Genomic DNA, 16,130 nt, shown 5'->3' on the forward strand with positions numbered 1-16,130 from the left:
TGTTGGTGTGGTGATCAGTGCGGCAGCACAGGCGCCTGGCGCCAGTACTGCGTGGCCTGTTCGAACGCGTGCGCCAGCTGCAGCAGCGTGTGTTCCTGGCGATAGCGCCCGACGATCTGGATGCCCACGGGCAAGCCCGCATCGGTGAAGCCGCAGGGCACCGAGATCGCCGGATGGCCGGTCAACGACAGGTAGTAGCCCGAGCGCATCCAGTCGATGTAGTTGTGCATCGGCGTGTCTTCGATGCGGCTCACGGTTTCCTGCTCGACCGGGAACGGCAGCACCTGGCTGACCGGCCCGATCAGGAATTCATGGGTCTGCATGAAGGCCTGCATGCGCGCGAACAGGGCAGCGCGGTCGCGCTCGGCCTGGAGGACGGCAGACGGCGGCTGTTGCAGGCCCAGTTCGACGTTCCAGATGACCGTGTCTTTCAGCAGATGCCGGTGGTCGCGCAGCACCGCTTCGTAGCCCACCGCGAAGGCCTGGCCGCGCAGGGCCTGGAACGAGGCGTCTGCGCCAGTGAAGTCCGGGCAGGCGGGTTCCACCACCGCGCCAAGGTCCGCGAAGACAGGCAGCTGGCGTTCCAGCGCCTGCAGCACCGCGCGTTCGACGGGCAGGCCGCCCCAGGTCGGCGCATAGGCGATGCGCACGCCATTGAAATCGCGCGTCAGGCTGTCGAGAAAGCGAGCCGGGTCCTGTTCGATGGCCAGCGGGTCGCGCGGGTCTGCGCCGGCGATCGCGGCCAGCAACAACGCCACGTCGGCGACCGTGCGCGCCATCGGTCCCGCCACCGTCAACGCGTTGAAAGGATTGGCCGTCGGCCATTGCGGGACGCGACCGGGCGACGGCCGCAGGCCCACCACGTTGCAGAACGAGGCCGGATTGCGTAGCGACCCGCCCATGTCGGTGCCGTCTGCCAGCGGCGCCATGCGCGTGGCCAGCGCGGCGGCGGCGCCCCCGCTGCTGCCGCCCGCGGTCAGGCACAGGTCGTAGGGATTGCGGGTAGCGCCAAATACCGGATTGAACGTCTGCGAGCCAGCCCCGAATTCGGGCAGGTTGGTCTTGCCCAAGGTAATCGCCCCGGCCGCGCGCTCGCGGCTGACGATCAGGCTGTCGCGCTCGGGCACGAAGTCGCGGTACAGCGGCGAACCGTAAGTCGTGCGCAGGCCGGCCGTCAGGAACGAATCCTTGTGCACGATGGGCAGCCCATGCAAGAGGCCCAGCGGGTGGCCGGCCGCCTGGCGTTCATCGGCCTGCGCGGCGCGCGCCAGCGCGCCTTCGGCATCCACGGTCACCACCGCATTCACTTGGGCATTGCAGGCGTCAATGCGCGCCAGATGCGCGGCCGTCACGTCACGGGCGCTGAGATGGCCGGCGGCGATCTCGGCGCGCAATGCCACGGCGGTCATGTCGCATAAAGAGGAAGTCTGTGTCATTGCAGCTTAGGTTTATTGCTATGCGATACAAAGTATTTAATAATCAACTTTATAGTGGGTATTCCGCCCCCGGACAATTCGGGGAAACTAGCGCTGCCCCGCTTTCACTGCCCTCCTTTTCGCTGCCTCCGATCCCTTTCGCCGCCCGGCCCGGAACCCCCATGACGACACGCCCGCCCCCTATTGCCGATACCACCGCCGTGGACAGCGACGACCCCTTGTTTGTCGCTTCGCTGGAAAAGGGCATGCGGGTGCTGGACGCGTTCCGCGACGCCTCAGACTCGCTGGGCCTGACCGATATCGCCTTGATCACAGGCTTGGGAAAAAGCGCTGCGCAGCGCTTCATCCACACCTGGGAGCGCATGGGCTACCTGATCAAGGATCCGGCCTCGCGCCGTTACCGGCTGGGGCCCCGCGTCGTGGAACTGGGCTACTTCTTCCTGCGCAGCGACCGGCTGGTGTCCATGGCTGCGCCGCATCTGGTGGCGCTGCGCGACCGCTGCGGCCTGGCCGTGCACATGAGCGTGCTGGCCGGCACCGACATGATCTATCTGCTGCGCCTGCCCAGCCGGCAATTGACCCTGGCCGAAATGCTGCCGGGCCGCCGCATGCCCGCCTGGTGCAACAGCGGCGGGCGCATGCTGCTGACCCCGCAAGACGATGACGCCATCCGGCAGGCGCTGCTGCGGGCGCCGCCACGCGCTTTCACGCCGCGCACGGTCGTGGACCCGGAGGCCTTGCTGGCGTTGATCCGCCAGGCACGCGAAGACGGCTATGCGCTGACTGAAGACCAGGTGCTGCAAAACCAGGTCGGCGCGGCGGTGCTGCTGCGCGACGCGCGTGACGTCCCGCTGGCCGCGATCAGCGTGAGGGCGCCGCGCCACGACTATCCCACCGACCGCTTGCTGAGCGATATCGTGCCGCAGCTGTTCCGCACGGCGCAGGCGATCCAGGACGCCTGATTGAAATTTTTCAGGCCGTTTTGCATTCTTTCGATTTTTTGTGCATAATTCGGCCCCTCTACCTGTTCCCCGATAGCTCAGTCGGTAGAGCGACGGACTGTTAATCCGCAGGTCGCTGGTTCGAGCCCAGCTCGGGGAGCCAAGAATTCAGCCGCGCAATCTTCATCCGCACGGCTCGCAAGACAAGCAGTACCCGCAGTACCCTTAAAAAAGCCCGCAACCTGTTTGCGGGCTTTTTGCATTGCCCTCCACAAAGCGTAGGATGACGCGCATCCCGCCTCGACGCTTTCCTCCCCTTGCCCATGCGTTCCACGCGATCCCTGCCTGCCCTGGTTTCTTTGCGCGCCTTCGAAGCGGCAGCGCGGCGCCTGAGCTTTTCGCTGGCCGCCCAAGAGCTCTTCGTCACGCAAAGCGCGATCAGCCACCACATCCAGCGCCTGGAAAACGAGCTGGGCGTGGCGCTGTTCGAGCGGCGCACGCGCGCGGTGGCGCTCACGCCTGCCGGCCAGGCCTACTACGAACACGTGCACGCCGCCTTTGAATTGCTGCGCCAGGGCACCGACGCCATCCGCGCACCGACGGCCGCGCGCACCACGCTCAAGGTCGGATTGCTGGCGTCGTTCGCCACGCGCTGGCTGGCCCCGCGCCTGCCGGCGTTCGCCGCTGCGCATCCGGACATCGACCTGCAACTGCAGCCGGACATTGGCTTGGCCGATGTAGCGGGCGGCGAAGTGGACGTGGCGATCCGCTACGGCCGCGGCGGTTGGCCCGGCGTGGCCTCGCGGCTGCTGATGGGCGAACGGCTGTCGGTCGTATGCGCGCCCAGCCTGATCGCCGGCCGCAAGCGCCCGCGCACGCCGGACGATCTGCTGCGACACCCGTTGCTTGCCTCGCATGCCAAGCAGCCATTTGAATGGGACGCGTGGGCGCGGCAGTTCGGCATGGACCTGGGCCGCGCCCAGACCGTGCGCCTGCACGACTACAACATCGTCGTCGAAGCCGCGCTGGCCGGCCAAGGCCTGGCCATGGGCCGGCATCGGCTGATCGCCCCGCACCTGGCCAGCGGTGCGCTGGTCGAGGCGCTACCGGAGACGATGCTGGAGGATCCGCGCATCGGCTGGTGGTTCGTCGCCCCCCGTGGCGCCCTGACGCCCCCGGCAAAGGCCCTGCATGACTGGCTGGTCCAGGCCGCACAGGCGGCGGCGGACACGTATTAGTTCTACTCATGTGTAAAAGGCAAGAATTGATTGGTCACGCGCGGCAGTGGCCGATAGCATCGAAGCTCGCGCTTTTTCGCTAACCCCTTTTGCAGGTGAATCGACATGACCCGCACCATCTCCGGCCGCGTGGCCGAACTGGGCTACACCCTGGAAGCCGCCGCCGCGCCCGCCGCCAACTACGTGCCGTTCGTCCTGGAGGGCAACCTGCTCACCATCTCGGGCCAGATCTCGCGGCAGGGTGGCAAGCCGCGCTACCTGGGCCAGCTGGGCAACCAGATCTCGGACGCCGACGGCGTCGAAGCCGCGAAGCTGTCAGGCCTGAGCATCCTGTCGCAGATCGCCGCCGCGACGGGCGACCGCCTGGACCGCGTGGCGCGCGTCGTGCGCTTGGGTGTCTTTGTGGCCAGCACGCCTGACTTCAACCGCCAGAGCGCCATCGCCAACGGCGCGTCCGACCTGATGGTGGACGTGTTCGGGGACGCCGGCCGCCATGCGCGCAGCGCCGTCGGCGTGGCCTCTCTGCCCCAGGGCGTCGCCGTGGAAATCGAAGCCGTCATCGCCTTGACCCCCGCCTGATCGCCAGCCGCCATGCCAGCCCCTCTGACCCCTGACGCCATCGACGCGTTGCGCGCCCGCACGCCGGGCGCGAAAACCAGTATCCACTTCAATCACGCCGGCTCGTCGTTGCCGTCTGCCGGCACGCTGGAGGCGATCTACGGGCATTTGCAGCGCGAAGCGGCGCAGGGTCCGATGGAGGCCGGCGTGGCCGCGCGTGCGCTGACCGAAAGCGCCCGCACGCTGGCGGCCCGGCTGCTCAATGCGCAGCCGGACGAGATCGCGCTGACCACCGGCAATTCCCCGGGCTGGGGCGCGGCCTTCGCCGCGATGGCGCCGTGGCGTCCCGGCGACCGCATCCTGGTCGGCCGTCACGAATGGGGCGGCAACCTGGCGGCGATGCGGCTACGGGCGGAACGCGCTGGCGCCGTCCTGGAAACCATCCCCTCGGATGACAGCGGCTGCGTGGACCCGGAGGCGCTCGCCGCCATGCTGGACGACCGCGTGCGCCTGATCGCGTTGACCTGGCTGCCCGCCAACGGCGGACTGATCAATCCGGCGGCCGCCATCGGCCGCGTGGCGCGCCAGCACGGCATTCCGTATTTCGTGGACGGCGCGCAAGCAGTGGGCCAGTTGCCCATCGACGTGGCGGAGATCGGCTGCGACGTGCTGAGCGGCGCCGGCCGCAAGGCCTTGCGCGGCCCCCGCGGCACGGGCCTGTTGTACGTGCGGCAGGATTTCCTCGACCAGCTCACGCCTGCGTTCGTCGATACCCATTCGGCCCCGCTGGGCGCGGACGGCCAGCCGCAATTGCGCGCCGATGCCGCCCGCCTGGAATCCGCCGAAAACTCGCTGGCGTTGCGCTGCGGCCTGGCCCACGCCTTGCAGGAGGCGCTGGACATCGGATTGGAGGCCATCCGCGCCACCATCGATGCCAAAGCCCAAACGCTCAGAACGGAGATCGCGGCCATCCCGGGCATCACCGTGCTGGATCAGGGCCGGGAGCTGTCCGGCCTGGTGTCCTTCAACCTGGCCGGACAGGAGGCGGCTGCCGTGCAGCGCGCCCTGGCGGTGCAGGGCATCACCATCGGCAGTAACGGCGTGCCCTACACGCCGCTGGACATGCAGACGCGCGGCCTGACGCAGATCGCGCGCGCCTCGGTCAGCTATCTGACGAGCGATGCCGAAGTCGCCCGCTTGCTGGATGGGCTGCGGCAACTGGCGCGCTAGCCCGGCCCTTGCCGCCTCAGGCCACCGCGCGGCGCATGAAGGGCGACCACTTCGTGAAGACGAGCAGGTTGCCCACCATCACCAGCGCCAGGCCGACAAAGGCCGACGGAGTCCATTGATAGCCCTCGGCAACCGTCGACACGGTAAGCGCGACGACGGGGAACAGCACCGTGCAATATGCGGCGCGGGCCGGCCCCATGCGACCCACCAAGGTCAAGTAAGCGGTAAAGCCGATCACCGATCCGGGAATCGCCAGGTAGAGCAGGGCGCCCACATACGCCGGCGACGAATCGAACTGGAACGGCAGGCCCGCCACCAGGCAGCCCGCCAACAGGATCGACGCGCCGTAGACCATGCTGAAAGCATTGCCCGTCAGCGGCCGGATGCCGGCGCGCTGCTGCAACGACGACAGCATGTTGCCGGTGGAAAAGCAGAACGTGCCCAGCAGCGCGAAGCCCAGGCCCAGCAACGTTTCGTGGCTGGCCTGCTGGCTGGCCAGTTCGGGCCAGAACAACAGCACCAGGCCTGAAAAGCCGAACACGCCGGCCAGCATCACGCGCGGCGCGATGCGGGTGCCGAACCACAGCCGGGCGTTCAGCGCGTTCCACAGCGTCGCGGCGGAAAACACCACCGATACCAGTCCGCTGGGGATCCACTGCGTGGCGGTGTAGAAGCACAGGAAATTCAGGCAGAACAGGCAAAGGCCCTGGCCCACGCAGAGCCAATGGCCGCGCCGGTCCAGCTTCTGCAGTTTGCGGGTCAGCAACAGGGCGGCGAACAGCACCAGGCCCGCCAGCGCGAAGCGGTAGAAGATGGACACGGGAATGGCCACCACGCCCAGTTGCAGCTTGATGGCGATCCAGGTGGTGCCCCAGATGACGACGGTCAGGAAATACAGGAAGAGATTCACGATGCGATGGGCAAAAAATAGGGGACACGAAGCGGGCGAACCAGAGCACAAGCCGCCTTGCCGCGAGTGTGCGCCGCCCGGCCGGCCCCGGATTGCCGGTTCTTGCGGTTTTTGCACGGTCGCGCGCGCGGCGCGCGCGAGATCGCAGTAGCATTTCAGTCCTATGGGCACCACCGCCTCGGCCCCGGCCGATTTCTCCGTCTTTCGCACCTTGTCGCGCTCCACCGCCACGCTGGAGCGCGCCTCCCCGTTGGGCGAAGGCATGGCGATTTCGCAATGGGGCCGCAGCGCCAACGAAACACTGGGCTACGACACCCCGGGTCACCACACGCTGTCGCTGTACCTGCATGGCGGCGACAAGTCGTTCCGGGTCGGCCACGACACCCTGCACGGCGGCGCCGGCAAATTCTGCGTGCTGCCCGCCGAACACTATTCGCGCTGGTGCATGAACGACACCGTGCATTTCCTGCACCTGTACATCGCCCCCGAACGGCTGGCGCGCGAAGCCGTCATGCGGCTGGACTGCGAACCCCGCACCCTGGAACTGCGCGACCGCACCTACATCCAGGACGACTCTCTGATCGACGTGTGCCGGCAGTTGCTCGGCACAGACTGGTCGCAGCCGGCGGACCGGCTGGCGGCCAGCAGCGCAGCGGAAACCGTGCTGCACCACCTGCTGAACCAGGGCGTCGCTCGCAAGTCCGCCCCGCCTGCCCGGGGCGGACTGGCGCCCGCCGTGCGCCGGCGCGTCATGGATTACGTGGACGCACATCTGCACGAAGCCCTGACGCTGGACCAGCTGGCGGGCGTCGCCGCGCTGTCGACCTACCACTTCGCCCGCATGTTCCACACCTCGTTCGGCGAACCGCCGCATGCGTGGGTGCGCGGGCGCCGCCTGGCGCACGCCCGCAGCCTGCTGGCCGCCGGCAAGGGCGACCTGGCCGGCATCGCGCAGGCCAGCGGCTTCGGCAACGCCAGCCACCTGTCGCGGGTGTTCCGCGACGCCATCGGCGTCACGCCCGGCCAGTACCGCAGCGCGCGCCGCCAGCACTGAAGGCGGCCGCCGTCCGGCCCCGTTTCCCGACCCACGCGGTCTACAATGGCCCATCGCCCTTAGCGGCCTGACACCGCGGTCCCACCGCGCTTGCCCACGACGCGATGCCGTCCACGACCTCTCGCGATTCCGATCTCCTGGCCGGCCCCGCCGCCCCGCGCCCGCTGCGCGCGCATTGGCTGGCCGAACTCATCCGCCTGCGCGAAACCCATTGGGGCCCGCTGGACGACGCCGACGCCGTGCGGCACGTGCGGCAGCTGGACACCGATCTGCCCTCGCGCATCCTGGCCCGCGCCGACCTGTTGGCGCAACGTGAAAACCTGACCCCGCTGGTCGATGCCTGGCGCCGCAGCGCGCGCGGCATCCTGGCCGTACTGTTCGTGCTGGCGCTGATATCGGGCATCGGCGTTGCCCTGGGCGCGCTGGGCGACGGATCGCGGCCGGTCAACGTGCTGTGGGCGCTGGGCGCCTTGCTCGGCCTGCACGCGCTGACCTTCCTGGTGTGGCTGGCCAGTTTCCTCGTCAGGGCGTCGGCCATGACCGGGCTGGGCCGCCTCTGGCTCTGGGCCACCCGCAAGCTGGCGCGCGGCCCCGATGGCGCCCTGGTGCCGCAGGCCTTCCTGAACCTGCTGGCGCGCGCAGGCGCGTTGCGCTGGCTCTTCGGCGCCATCAGCCACCTGCTGTGGCTGACTGCCTTGTGCGCCGCGCTGGCGACCTTGCTGGCGGTGCTGTCCACCGCCAGCTACCGCTTCATCTGGGCCACCACCTTGCTGGCCCCCGACACCTTCGTGGGGCTGACGCAGGCCATCGGCTGGCTGCCCGCGCACCTGGGTTTCCCGATGCCGGACGCCGCGGTCATCCGCGCCAGCGACGGCGCGCAGACCCTGACCGCCGACGCGCAGGTGCAGTGGTCGCTGTGGCTGATCGGGGTGCTGGTGGTCTACGGCATCCTGCCGCGCCTGCTGGCGGGCGCGCTGTGCGTGGCCGCCACGCTGCGCGCGCTGCGCCGGGTACGCATCGACCCCATGCTGGCCGGCTTTTCACCGCTGCGCGACCGCCTGGAACCGCCGGCGCAATCCCTCGGCATCGACCGCCCCGTGGACCCGCTGCACGAACCCCGCGTCCGCGCGCCATCGCTAGCCGCTCTCGGCGGGCAAGCTGTGCTGCTGGGCCTGGAACTGCCCGCCGACCTGCCCTGGCCGCCCGCGAACGTGCCCACGGGCATCCAGATGGCCGGCAACCTGGACACGCGGGAAGAACGCAACCGCGTGCTGGACGCGCTTGCGCAGGCCGCGGCCTCGCGCCTGCTGATCGCCTGCGACGCCCGCCAGACGCCCGACCGCGGCACCCTGTCCCTGATCGCCGAACTGTCCGCCCACGCGCAGGCTACCGGCGTGTGGCTCATCACGGGGCCCGAGGCTGAGTCCGGCGCGGGCACGCGCGCCGCGCTGTGGCGCGAACGGCTGCTGGCCCTGGGCCTGCCTGCCGACGCCATCCTGCAAACCCCTACGGCCCCGCTGACGTGGCTGGAGTCCGGCCATGGCTGACGACGTCATCAAGATCGCGGTGGTGGGCCACACCAACACCGGCAAGACCTCGCTCTTGCGCACCCTCACGCGCGACACCGCGTTCGGCGAGGTGGCCGACAGCCCCGGCACCACGCGCCACGTCGAAGGCGCGCGGCTGCGCCTGGAAGGCCGCGCCGTGCTCGAATGGTTCGACACGCCCGGGATGGAAGACAGCATCGCCTTGCTGGAATACCTGGAGCGGCTGGATGGCCCCGAAGAACGGCTGGACGGCCCGGCGCGCATCCGCCGCTTCCTCGACACGCCCGAAGCGCACGGCCGCTACGAACAAGAGGCCCGCGTCCTGACCAAGATGCTGGACTGCGACGCCGCGCTCTATGTGATTGACGCGCGCGATCCTGTGCTGGGCAAGCACCGCGACGAACTCTCCATCCTGGCCGCCTGCGGCCGGCCCTTGCTCCCGGTGCTGAACTTCGTGAACGCGCTCGCCCACCGTGCCGACGAATGGCGCGGCGCGATGGCGCGGCTGGGCCTGCATGCGGTGGTGGAATTCGACACGGTCGCGCCGCCGCTCGATGGCGAACAGCAGTTGTACGCCAAACTGGGCGTGCTGCTTGACCGGCACGCCGGCGCGTTGGCGCGGCTGTCCGACAGCCTGTCCGCGCAACGCCGCGAACGCCACGCCGCCGCCTACGAACTGCTGGCCGATCTGCTGGTCGACGTAGCGGCGCTGCACGTGTCCAGCGCCAGCGACGAGGCCGCCCTGGCCGCTGCATCGAACCAGTTGCGCGATCAGGTCCGGCAACGCGAACAGACCTGCGTGAACGCCTTGCTGGCGCTCTATAACTTCCGTCCGTCTGATTTTTCGGATGATGCGCTGCCGCTGCAAGGCGAACGCTGGGGCATGGACCTGTTTCATCCGCAGGCGCTCAAAGACATGGGCGTGCAGGTCGGCATGGGTGCGGCCGCCGGCGCAATGGCGGGCGCGGCGGTGGACCTCTTCAGCGCAGGCCTGAGCCTGGGCACCGGCATGCTGATCGGCGCGGCCGCCGGCGGCCTGTGGCAGGGGGTGGAGAAACTCGGCAAGCGCGTGGCGGGCAAACTGCGCGGCTGGCGCGAGATCAGCGTGGACGATGCCGTGCTGCGCCTCCTGGCGCTGCGCCAGCGGCAATTGATCGACGCGCTGGAACGCCGCGGCCATGCCGCGCGCGAGCCATTGAAACTAGCCCTTCCGGATGACGCCGCCTGGCAGAAGGGGCCCTTGCCCGACGGCCTGAAAGAAGCGCGCAGCCGCCCGGAATGGTCGGCGCTGGGCAAGCATTACGAAGACAGCGACCGCAGGAAGCGCATCGTCCACGAGTTGGCGAAAACCCTTGCCGCCACGCCTCGTCCGGACGCCTGATCACCGCGCCGTTCCCGGCGTGGAACGCACCATTCAAGGCCGACGGCAAGCGCGGACTAACCCCAATCCAAACCGATTGACGCTTAAACGAATCGATCTATAAGATTCGTTTTGCATCGGCGCGGTCCGTCCCCGCCATGACAATCACAAGGGGTTGGGTCTATCGTGAAGTCGAAGTCCTCGGCAGTGATTCCCGGCATCGCCCTCCACGGCCCGTGCGCAGTTCGCGCCGCGCGCCTTCCGACCCCACGCCGTCTTTCGTCGTAAGCAGCAACGCCATGCCCCGGATCCCGATGGGGCCGGGGCCCTGTCACTTCTGTCGCGCGATCCGCGCACCACACGGAGCATGAGGGCTATGCGTACTTTTCCCCACCTGAAGCAGGCTGCGCTGGCGGCTGCCGTTGCGGCATCGCTGGCATTCAGCGCCGGCGCGGCCGCCAAGACGTTCCACTGGTCCTATCAAGGCGACGCCACGTCGATGGACCCGATGGCCTTGAACGAAACCTTCACGCTCGGTTTCCAGGGCAATATCTACGAGACGCTGGCGGGTTACGACGGCAACCTGAAACTGACCCCCTTGTTGGCCGAAAGTTGGGAAAACCCCGAGCCGACCAAATGGGTGTTCAAGCTGCGCAAAGGCGTGAAGTTCCACGACGGTTCGCCCTTCACGGCGGACGACGTGGTCTTCTCGTGGAAGCGCAGCCTGACCCCGGGCTCCGACATGAAGGGCTACGGCGCCAAGGCCTCCGACATCAAGAAGGTGGACGACTACACGATCGAAGTCACCACCCCCACGCCCAACCCCATCCTGCCGCGCGAATGGGTGTTCCTGTACATCATGAGCAAGACGTGGTCCGAGAAGAACAAGACCACCGAAGCCACCAACGTCAAGGGTGACAACCAGGGCAACTACGCCAACCTGAACGCCAACGGCACCGGCCCCTTCATGCTGGTCTCGCGCCAGCCTGACGTAAAGACGGTGCTCAAGCGCTATGGCGACTATTGGAACAAGGACATCAAGACCAACGTCGACGAAGTCATTTTCCAGCCGATCACGCAGGAAGCCACGCGCGTGGCCGCGCTGATCTCCGGCGAAATGGACCTGGTGCAACCCGTGCCCGTGCAGGACTGGAAGCGCCTGGAAGACGCCAAGGGCGTCAAGCCGCTGACGGCGCCCGAAGCGCGCGCCATCTTCATCGGCATGGACCAGGACCGCGACGAACTGCTGTTCTCGGACGTGAAGGGCAAGAACCCCTTCAAGGACGCCAAGGTACGTGAAGCCGTGGTGCTGGCGGTCGACACCAAGGCCATCAACGAGAAGATCATGCGCGGCGCAGCCAAGCCGCTGGGCTCGCTGGTGGCTACCGCCATCAACGGCTACGCCGACTCCTACGGCGCGCCCTACAAGCCCGATCCCGAACGCGCGAAGAAGCTGCTGGCCGAAGCGGGCTACCCCAAGGGCTTCACGGTGACGATGGACTGCCCGAACGACCGCTACGTCAATGACGAAAAGGTCTGCCAGGCGGTGGCCGGCATGCTGGCTCGCGTCGGCATCAAGATCAACCTGCTGGCGCAGACCAAGTCCAAGTACTTCGGCAAGATCCTGCTGCAGGCGGGCAACCAGACCAGCATGTACATGCTGGGATGGACGCCCAGCTCCACCGACGCGCACAACGCGCTGCTGAACCTGGCAGCCTGCCGCGACGCGAAGACGGCGGCCGGTCAGTTCAACCTGGGCGGCTACTGCAACAAGAAGGTGGACGACCTGACCAACAAGATCGGCGTCGAAACCGATCAGACCAAGCGCAACGCCATGATCAAGGAAGCGTTCGAGATCGTGCGCAGCGACTTCGGTTACCTGCCGCTGCACCAGCAACCGATGTCTTGGGGCGTGAAGGACAACATCAAGGTCATCCAGCGCGCCGACGACGTGCTCGACCTGCGCGACGTGGTGTTGCCGTAACCGCCTGCCGCAATCCCTGCGTTGATTTCCTGACGATGTGAGCCCCGGACGGCGCAAGCCGTCCGGGCGCGCCCGGCCCAGCCCCGCTTCCCGCTTTCAACGGAAACGCGGCCCGGCGTTATCTGCAAACGAGGGCATCCGATAATGCTTTCCTTTATTGCGCAACGACTTATCCAGTCGGTGCTGGTGATGTTGACGGTGGCGCTGATCGCGTTCTCCATGTTCCGCTATGTGGGCGACCCGATCGCCAGCATGGTCGGCCAGGACACCACGCCTGAACAACGCGCGCAGCTGCGTGTCGAGCTCGGCCTGGACGATCCCTTCGTGGTGCAGTTCGCCCGCTTCGTCGGCAATGCGGTGCAGGGCGACTTCGGCATCTCGTACCGCCAGCGCCGGCCCGTCAGCGAACTGCTTGAAGAACGCATGCCCGCCACGCTGGAACTGTCTTTCGTGTCCGCCGTCATGGCATTGGCGCTGGGCATTCCGATGGGCATCTACACCGCGCTCAAGCGGCACGGCGTGCTGTCCAAGGCCTTCATGGCGATCTCGCTGGCCGGCATCTCGCTGCCGACATTCCTGATCGGCATCCTGCTCATCCTGGTCTTCGGCGTGCAACTGCGATGGCTGCCCAGCTTCGGACGCGGCGACGTCGTCAGCCTGGGGTGGTGGACCACCGGCTTTCTGACCAAGTCGGGCTGGCTGGCGCTGATCATGCCGGCCATCACGCTGGCGCTGTTCCAGATGACGCTGATCATGCGCCTGGTGCGCGCCGAGATGCTGGAGGTGCTGCGCGCCGACTTCATCAAGTTCGCGCGCGCCCGCGGCCTGCCCGAACGGCTGATCAATTTCCGCCACGCCTTGAAGAACACGATGGTGCCCGTCATCACCATCACCGGGCTGCAGCTGGGTTCGATCATCGCGTTCGCCATCATCACGGAAACAGTGTTCCAGTGGCCCGGCATGGGGCTGCTCTTCATCCAGGCGATCAGCATGGTGGACATCCCCGTGATGGCGGCCTATCTGGTGCTGATCGCGTTCATGTTCGTCGTCATCAATCTGGTGGTCGACCTGCTGTACTTCGCCGTAGACCCGCGTCTGCGCGTGCAGAGCAAATGAAAAATAGCCCCCACGCCGCGCCTTCGGCTTGCTGCCCCCCGAGGGGGCGCTTTTTACCTTGGGACGGCCCAGCGGTAAAAAAGGAAATCAAATGATTGCTCGCATCGCTCCAATGTTTGCCCGCGCCGCCGACAGCGACCTGTGGCACAGCTTCAAGCGGTCGCCCGGCGCCATCATCGCCGCCGCCGTGACGCTGGCCATTCTGCTGGGTGCGCTGTTCGCACCCGTCATCGCGCCGCATAACCCCTTCGACCTGGCGTCGCTCAGCATCATGGACGCCAACACGCCGCCGGCCTGGGAAGAGGGCGGCAGCCCCGACTTCCTGCTGGGCACCGACGACCAGGGCCGCGACATCCTGTCGGCCGTGCTGTATGGCTCGCGCGTGTCGCTGCTGGTGGGGTTTGCCTCGGTGCTGTTCTCGATGGTGCTGGGCGTGACGCTCGGCCTCATCAGCGGCTACGCCGGCGGCCGCATCGACAGCTTCATCATGCGCATCGCCGACGTCCAGCTGTCGTTTCCCGCCATCCTCGTCGCGCTGCTGATCGACGGCGTGGCGCGCGGCATCCTGCCGCGCGACATGCATGACCAGCTGGCGCTGTACGTGCTGATCTTCGCCATCGGCATTTCAGGCTGGGTGCAGTACGCGCGCACCGTGCGCGGCTCCACGCTCGTCGAACGCAACAAGGAATACGTGCAGGCCGCGCGCCTCATCGGCATCGGCCCCATCACCATCCTGCGCCGCCACATCCTGCCTAACGTCATGGGCCCGGTGCTGGTCATCGCCACCATCCACCTGGCGATCGCCATCATCACCGAGGCCACGCTGTCGTTCCTGGGCGTCGGCGTGCCGGTCACGTCGCCGTCGCTGGGCACGCTGATCCGCATCGGCAACAGCTACCTGTTCTCGGGCATGTGGTGGATATCGATCTTCCCCGGCATCGCGCTGGTGGCGCTGGTGCTATCGGTCAACCTGCTGGGCGACTGGCTGCGCGACGCGCTCAACCCCAAGCTGCGCTGAGGACGTCATGGCCCTGTTGAACATCGAAGACATCCGCATCGAATTCCCCAGCCGCCGCGGCACGCTGGTGGCGGTGGACGGCGTATCGCTGTCCCTGGAAAAAGGCGAGATCCTGGGCGTGGTGGGTGAATCCGGCGCAGGCAAGTCCACCATCGGCAACGCGGTGATCGGCTTGCTGGAAGCGCCCGGGCGGCTGGCCGGCGGCTCGGTGCTGCTGAACGGCGAACGCATCGACACGCTGACGCCAGCACAGAAGCGCAAAGTGCGCGGGCGCCGCATCGGCATGATCTTCCAGGATCCGCTGACCTCGCTGGACCCCTTGCAGACGGCGGAAAGCCAGTTGGTCGAGACGATGCAGGTGCACCTGAACCTGTCGCACGCCGAAGCCAAGAAGCGCGCCGTGCAGTTGCTGGTGCAGGTCGGCATCGACCAGCCCGAGCTGCGCGTGCAGCAGTACCCGCACCAGTTCTCGGGCGGCATGCGGCAACGCGTGGTGATCGCGCTGGCGCTGTGCTGCGAACCCGAGGTGATCATCGCCGACGAGCCCACCACCGCGCTGGACGTCTCCATCCAGGCGCAGATCCTGGAGCTCTTGAAAAAGCTGTGCCGCGAAGAGCAGGTCGGCATGATCATCATCACGCACGACATGGGCGTGATCGCGGACGTGACCGACCGCGTGGCGGTGCTGTATCACGGCAAGCTCGTGGAACAAGGCCCCACCGCCAAAATCCTGGGCGACCCCGACCACCCCTACACCCGCAGCCTGATCTCGGCCGTGCCGCGTCCGGACATCAAGCTCAAGCGCTTTCCGCTGGTCACCTACATCGAAGACGTGAAGACGCCGTCGCAGCCCCTGGATCTTGCCACGCACTGGCTGGGCCAACGGCGCGACTTCGGCGCGCATACCGACGGTCCGCTGGTGCAGGTGCGCGACCTATCCATGCGCTTCGTGTTGAAAAGCGCGCTGTTCAAACGCAACCAGCGCACGCTGGACGCGGTCAAGCGCGTGAACTTCTCGATCGGCGAAGGCGAGGTCTTCGGACTGGTGGGCGAATCGGGTTCCGGCAAATCCACCGTGGCGCGGCTGATCTCGGGGCTGTACACGCCCTCGGAAGGTTCCGTCACGTTCGGCGGCACGGACCTGACCGCGCTCAAGGGCGAAAAGCACCTTAACCCGTTCCGGCGCCAGATCCAGATGATCTTCCAGGATCCTTTCTCGTCGCTGAACCCCCGCATGCGCGTGCTGGACATCGTGGCCGAGCCCATCCGCTTTCACAAGCTGGCGGCAAGCGAGGCCGAGGCCCGCCGCATCGTGGCCGACCTGCTGGACGTGGTGGGCCTGGGCGACCGCGCGGCCGAGCGTTTCCCGCACGAGTTCTCGGGCGGCCAGCGCCAGCGCATCTGCATCGCCCGCGCGCTGGCCACGCGCCCACGCTTCCTGATCTGCGACGAGCCCACCTCCGCATTGGACGTATCCATCCAGGCGCAGATCCTGAACCTGCTGAAAGACCTGCAGGAAGAGCTGGGCCTGACCATGCTGTTCATCAGCCATGACCTGCCGGTGATCCGCCAGATGTGCGACCGCGTCGGCGTGATGCGTTATGGCGAATTGCTGGAAGTGGCCGAAACGGAAAGCCTGTTCGACCATCCGCAACACCCCTATAGCCAACACCTGCTTGGATTGATGCCCCGCCTGCAATCCATGTCCCGCGAGGGGCTGGACGTGGTGGAAGGCTGA

Annotated in this window: 13 protein-coding genes and 1 tRNA gene; 12 read left to right on the top strand and 2 right to left on the bottom strand. The window is 67.3% G+C overall.

The features are described 5' to 3' along the window. Positions 1-14 precede the first annotated feature (14 nt). Positions 15-1,436, bottom strand: coding sequence for an amidase (locus CEY09_RS18400; RefSeq protein ID WP_088589766.1), 1,422 nt, complete (start codon positions 1,434-1,436; stop codon positions 15-17). 161 nt (positions 1,437-1,597) lie between these two features. Here CEY09_RS18400 and CEY09_RS18405 point away from each other — a divergent pair, with 161 nt between their 5' ends. The 5 genes from CEY09_RS18405 (at position 1,598) to CEY09_RS18425 (ending at position 5,403) form a co-directional block, all read left to right on the top strand. After that, complete coding sequence (locus tag CEY09_RS18405; RefSeq protein WP_088589767.1) at positions 1,598-2,398, top strand: IclR family transcriptional regulator; 801 nt, start codon at positions 1,598-1,600, stop codon at positions 2,396-2,398. A gap of 66 nt (positions 2,399-2,464) precedes the next feature. Further along, positions 2,465-2,540, top strand: a tRNA-Asn gene (locus tag CEY09_RS18410). Positions 2,541-2,700: 160 nt separating this feature from the next. Beyond that, complete coding sequence (gene gcvA / locus CEY09_RS18415) at positions 2,701-3,615, top strand: transcriptional regulator GcvA (protein WP_088589921.1); 915 nt, start codon at positions 2,701-2,703, stop codon at positions 3,613-3,615. A 105-nt stretch (positions 3,616-3,720) separates the two neighbouring features. Continuing rightward, positions 3,721-4,194: a RidA family protein gene (locus tag CEY09_RS18420; protein ID WP_006224510.1), complete on the top strand. Its 474-nt coding sequence runs from the start codon at positions 3,721-3,723 to the stop codon at positions 4,192-4,194. A gap of 12 nt (positions 4,195-4,206) precedes the next feature. Next, on the top strand, positions 4,207-5,403 hold the full coding sequence (locus tag CEY09_RS18425; protein WP_088589768.1) for an aminotransferase class V-fold PLP-dependent enzyme: 1,197 nt from the start codon (positions 4,207-4,209) through the stop codon (positions 5,401-5,403). Between the two features lie 16 nt (positions 5,404-5,419). Here CEY09_RS18425 and CEY09_RS18430 read toward each other — a convergent pair whose 3' ends face one another. Next, a complete protein-coding gene (locus tag CEY09_RS18430) occupies positions 5,420-6,313 on the bottom strand; it encodes a DMT family transporter (RefSeq protein WP_088589922.1) in 894 nt (297 codons plus the stop codon). Positions 6,314-6,476: 163 nt separating this feature from the next. Between CEY09_RS18430 and CEY09_RS18435 the strand changes: the two genes are divergently transcribed. From CEY09_RS18435 to CEY09_RS18465, 7 genes are all read left to right on the top strand, one after another. After that, positions 6,477-7,367 (top strand): helix-turn-helix domain-containing protein, encoded by an 891-nt coding sequence (locus CEY09_RS18435; RefSeq protein ID WP_088589769.1) that lies wholly within the window; start codon positions 6,477-6,479, stop codon positions 7,365-7,367. A gap of 104 nt (positions 7,368-7,471) precedes the next feature. Continuing rightward, a complete protein-coding gene (locus tag CEY09_RS18440) occupies positions 7,472-8,914 on the top strand; it encodes a DUF2868 domain-containing protein (RefSeq protein WP_088589770.1) in 1,443 nt (480 codons plus the stop codon). Then, the gene (locus CEY09_RS18445; RefSeq protein WP_088589771.1) at positions 8,907-10,295 is read left to right on the top strand and encodes a GTPase/DUF3482 domain-containing protein; all 1,389 of its coding nucleotides are present in this window, start codon (positions 8,907-8,909) and stop codon (positions 10,293-10,295) included. The genes CEY09_RS18440 and CEY09_RS18445 overlap by 8 nt, the downstream gene beginning before the upstream one ends. A gap of 355 nt (positions 10,296-10,650) precedes the next feature. Further along, positions 10,651-12,258 carry an ABC transporter substrate-binding protein gene (locus tag CEY09_RS18450; protein WP_088589772.1) on the top strand — a complete coding sequence of 536 codons (1,608 nt, stop codon included), beginning with the start codon at positions 10,651-10,653 and terminating at the stop codon, positions 12,256-12,258. Between the two features lie 144 nt (positions 12,259-12,402). Continuing rightward, the gene (locus CEY09_RS18455; RefSeq protein WP_006224503.1) at positions 12,403-13,374 is read left to right on the top strand and encodes an ABC transporter permease; all 972 of its coding nucleotides are present in this window, start codon (positions 12,403-12,405) and stop codon (positions 13,372-13,374) included. Between the two features lie 91 nt (positions 13,375-13,465). After that, entirely contained in the window at positions 13,466-14,392 is a 927-nt protein-coding gene (locus CEY09_RS18460; protein ID WP_088589773.1) for an ABC transporter permease, read from the top strand. 7 nt (positions 14,393-14,399) lie between these two features. Continuing rightward, positions 14,400-16,130 (top strand): dipeptide ABC transporter ATP-binding protein, encoded by a 1,731-nt coding sequence (locus CEY09_RS18465; protein ID WP_088589774.1) that lies wholly within the window; start codon positions 14,400-14,402, stop codon positions 16,128-16,130.

It is taken from the genome of Achromobacter marplatensis (genome assembly GCF_002209535.1).
GTDB lineage: Bacteria > Pseudomonadota > Gammaproteobacteria > Burkholderiales > Burkholderiaceae_B > Achromobacter > Achromobacter marplatensis.

Coding starts and splice junctions, on each gene's coding strand:
- CEY09_RS18400 (WP_088589766.1), bottom strand. CDS start 1,436: ATGACACAGACTTCCTCTTTATGCGACATGACCGCCGTGGCATTGCGC.
- CEY09_RS18405 (WP_088589767.1), top strand. CDS start 1,598: ATGACGACACGCCCGCCCCCTATTGCCGATACCACCGCCGTGGACAGC.
- gcvA (WP_088589921.1), top strand. CDS start 2,701: ATGCGTTCCACGCGATCCCTGCCTGCCCTGGTTTCTTTGCGCGCCTTC.
- CEY09_RS18420 (WP_006224510.1), top strand. CDS start 3,721: ATGACCCGCACCATCTCCGGCCGCGTGGCCGAACTGGGCTACACCCTG.
- CEY09_RS18425 (WP_088589768.1), top strand. CDS start 4,207: ATGCCAGCCCCTCTGACCCCTGACGCCATCGACGCGTTGCGCGCCCGC.
- CEY09_RS18435 (WP_088589769.1), top strand. CDS start 6,477: ATGGGCACCACCGCCTCGGCCCCGGCCGATTTCTCCGTCTTTCGCACC.
- CEY09_RS18440 (WP_088589770.1), top strand. CDS start 7,472: ATGCCGTCCACGACCTCTCGCGATTCCGATCTCCTGGCCGGCCCCGCC.
- CEY09_RS18445 (WP_088589771.1), top strand. CDS start 8,907: ATGGCTGACGACGTCATCAAGATCGCGGTGGTGGGCCACACCAACACC.
- CEY09_RS18450 (WP_088589772.1), top strand. CDS start 10,651: ATGCGTACTTTTCCCCACCTGAAGCAGGCTGCGCTGGCGGCTGCCGTT.
- CEY09_RS18455 (WP_006224503.1), top strand. CDS start 12,403: ATGCTTTCCTTTATTGCGCAACGACTTATCCAGTCGGTGCTGGTGATG.
- CEY09_RS18460 (WP_088589773.1), top strand. CDS start 13,466: ATGATTGCTCGCATCGCTCCAATGTTTGCCCGCGCCGCCGACAGCGAC.
- CEY09_RS18465 (WP_088589774.1), top strand. CDS start 14,400: ATGGCCCTGTTGAACATCGAAGACATCCGCATCGAATTCCCCAGCCGC.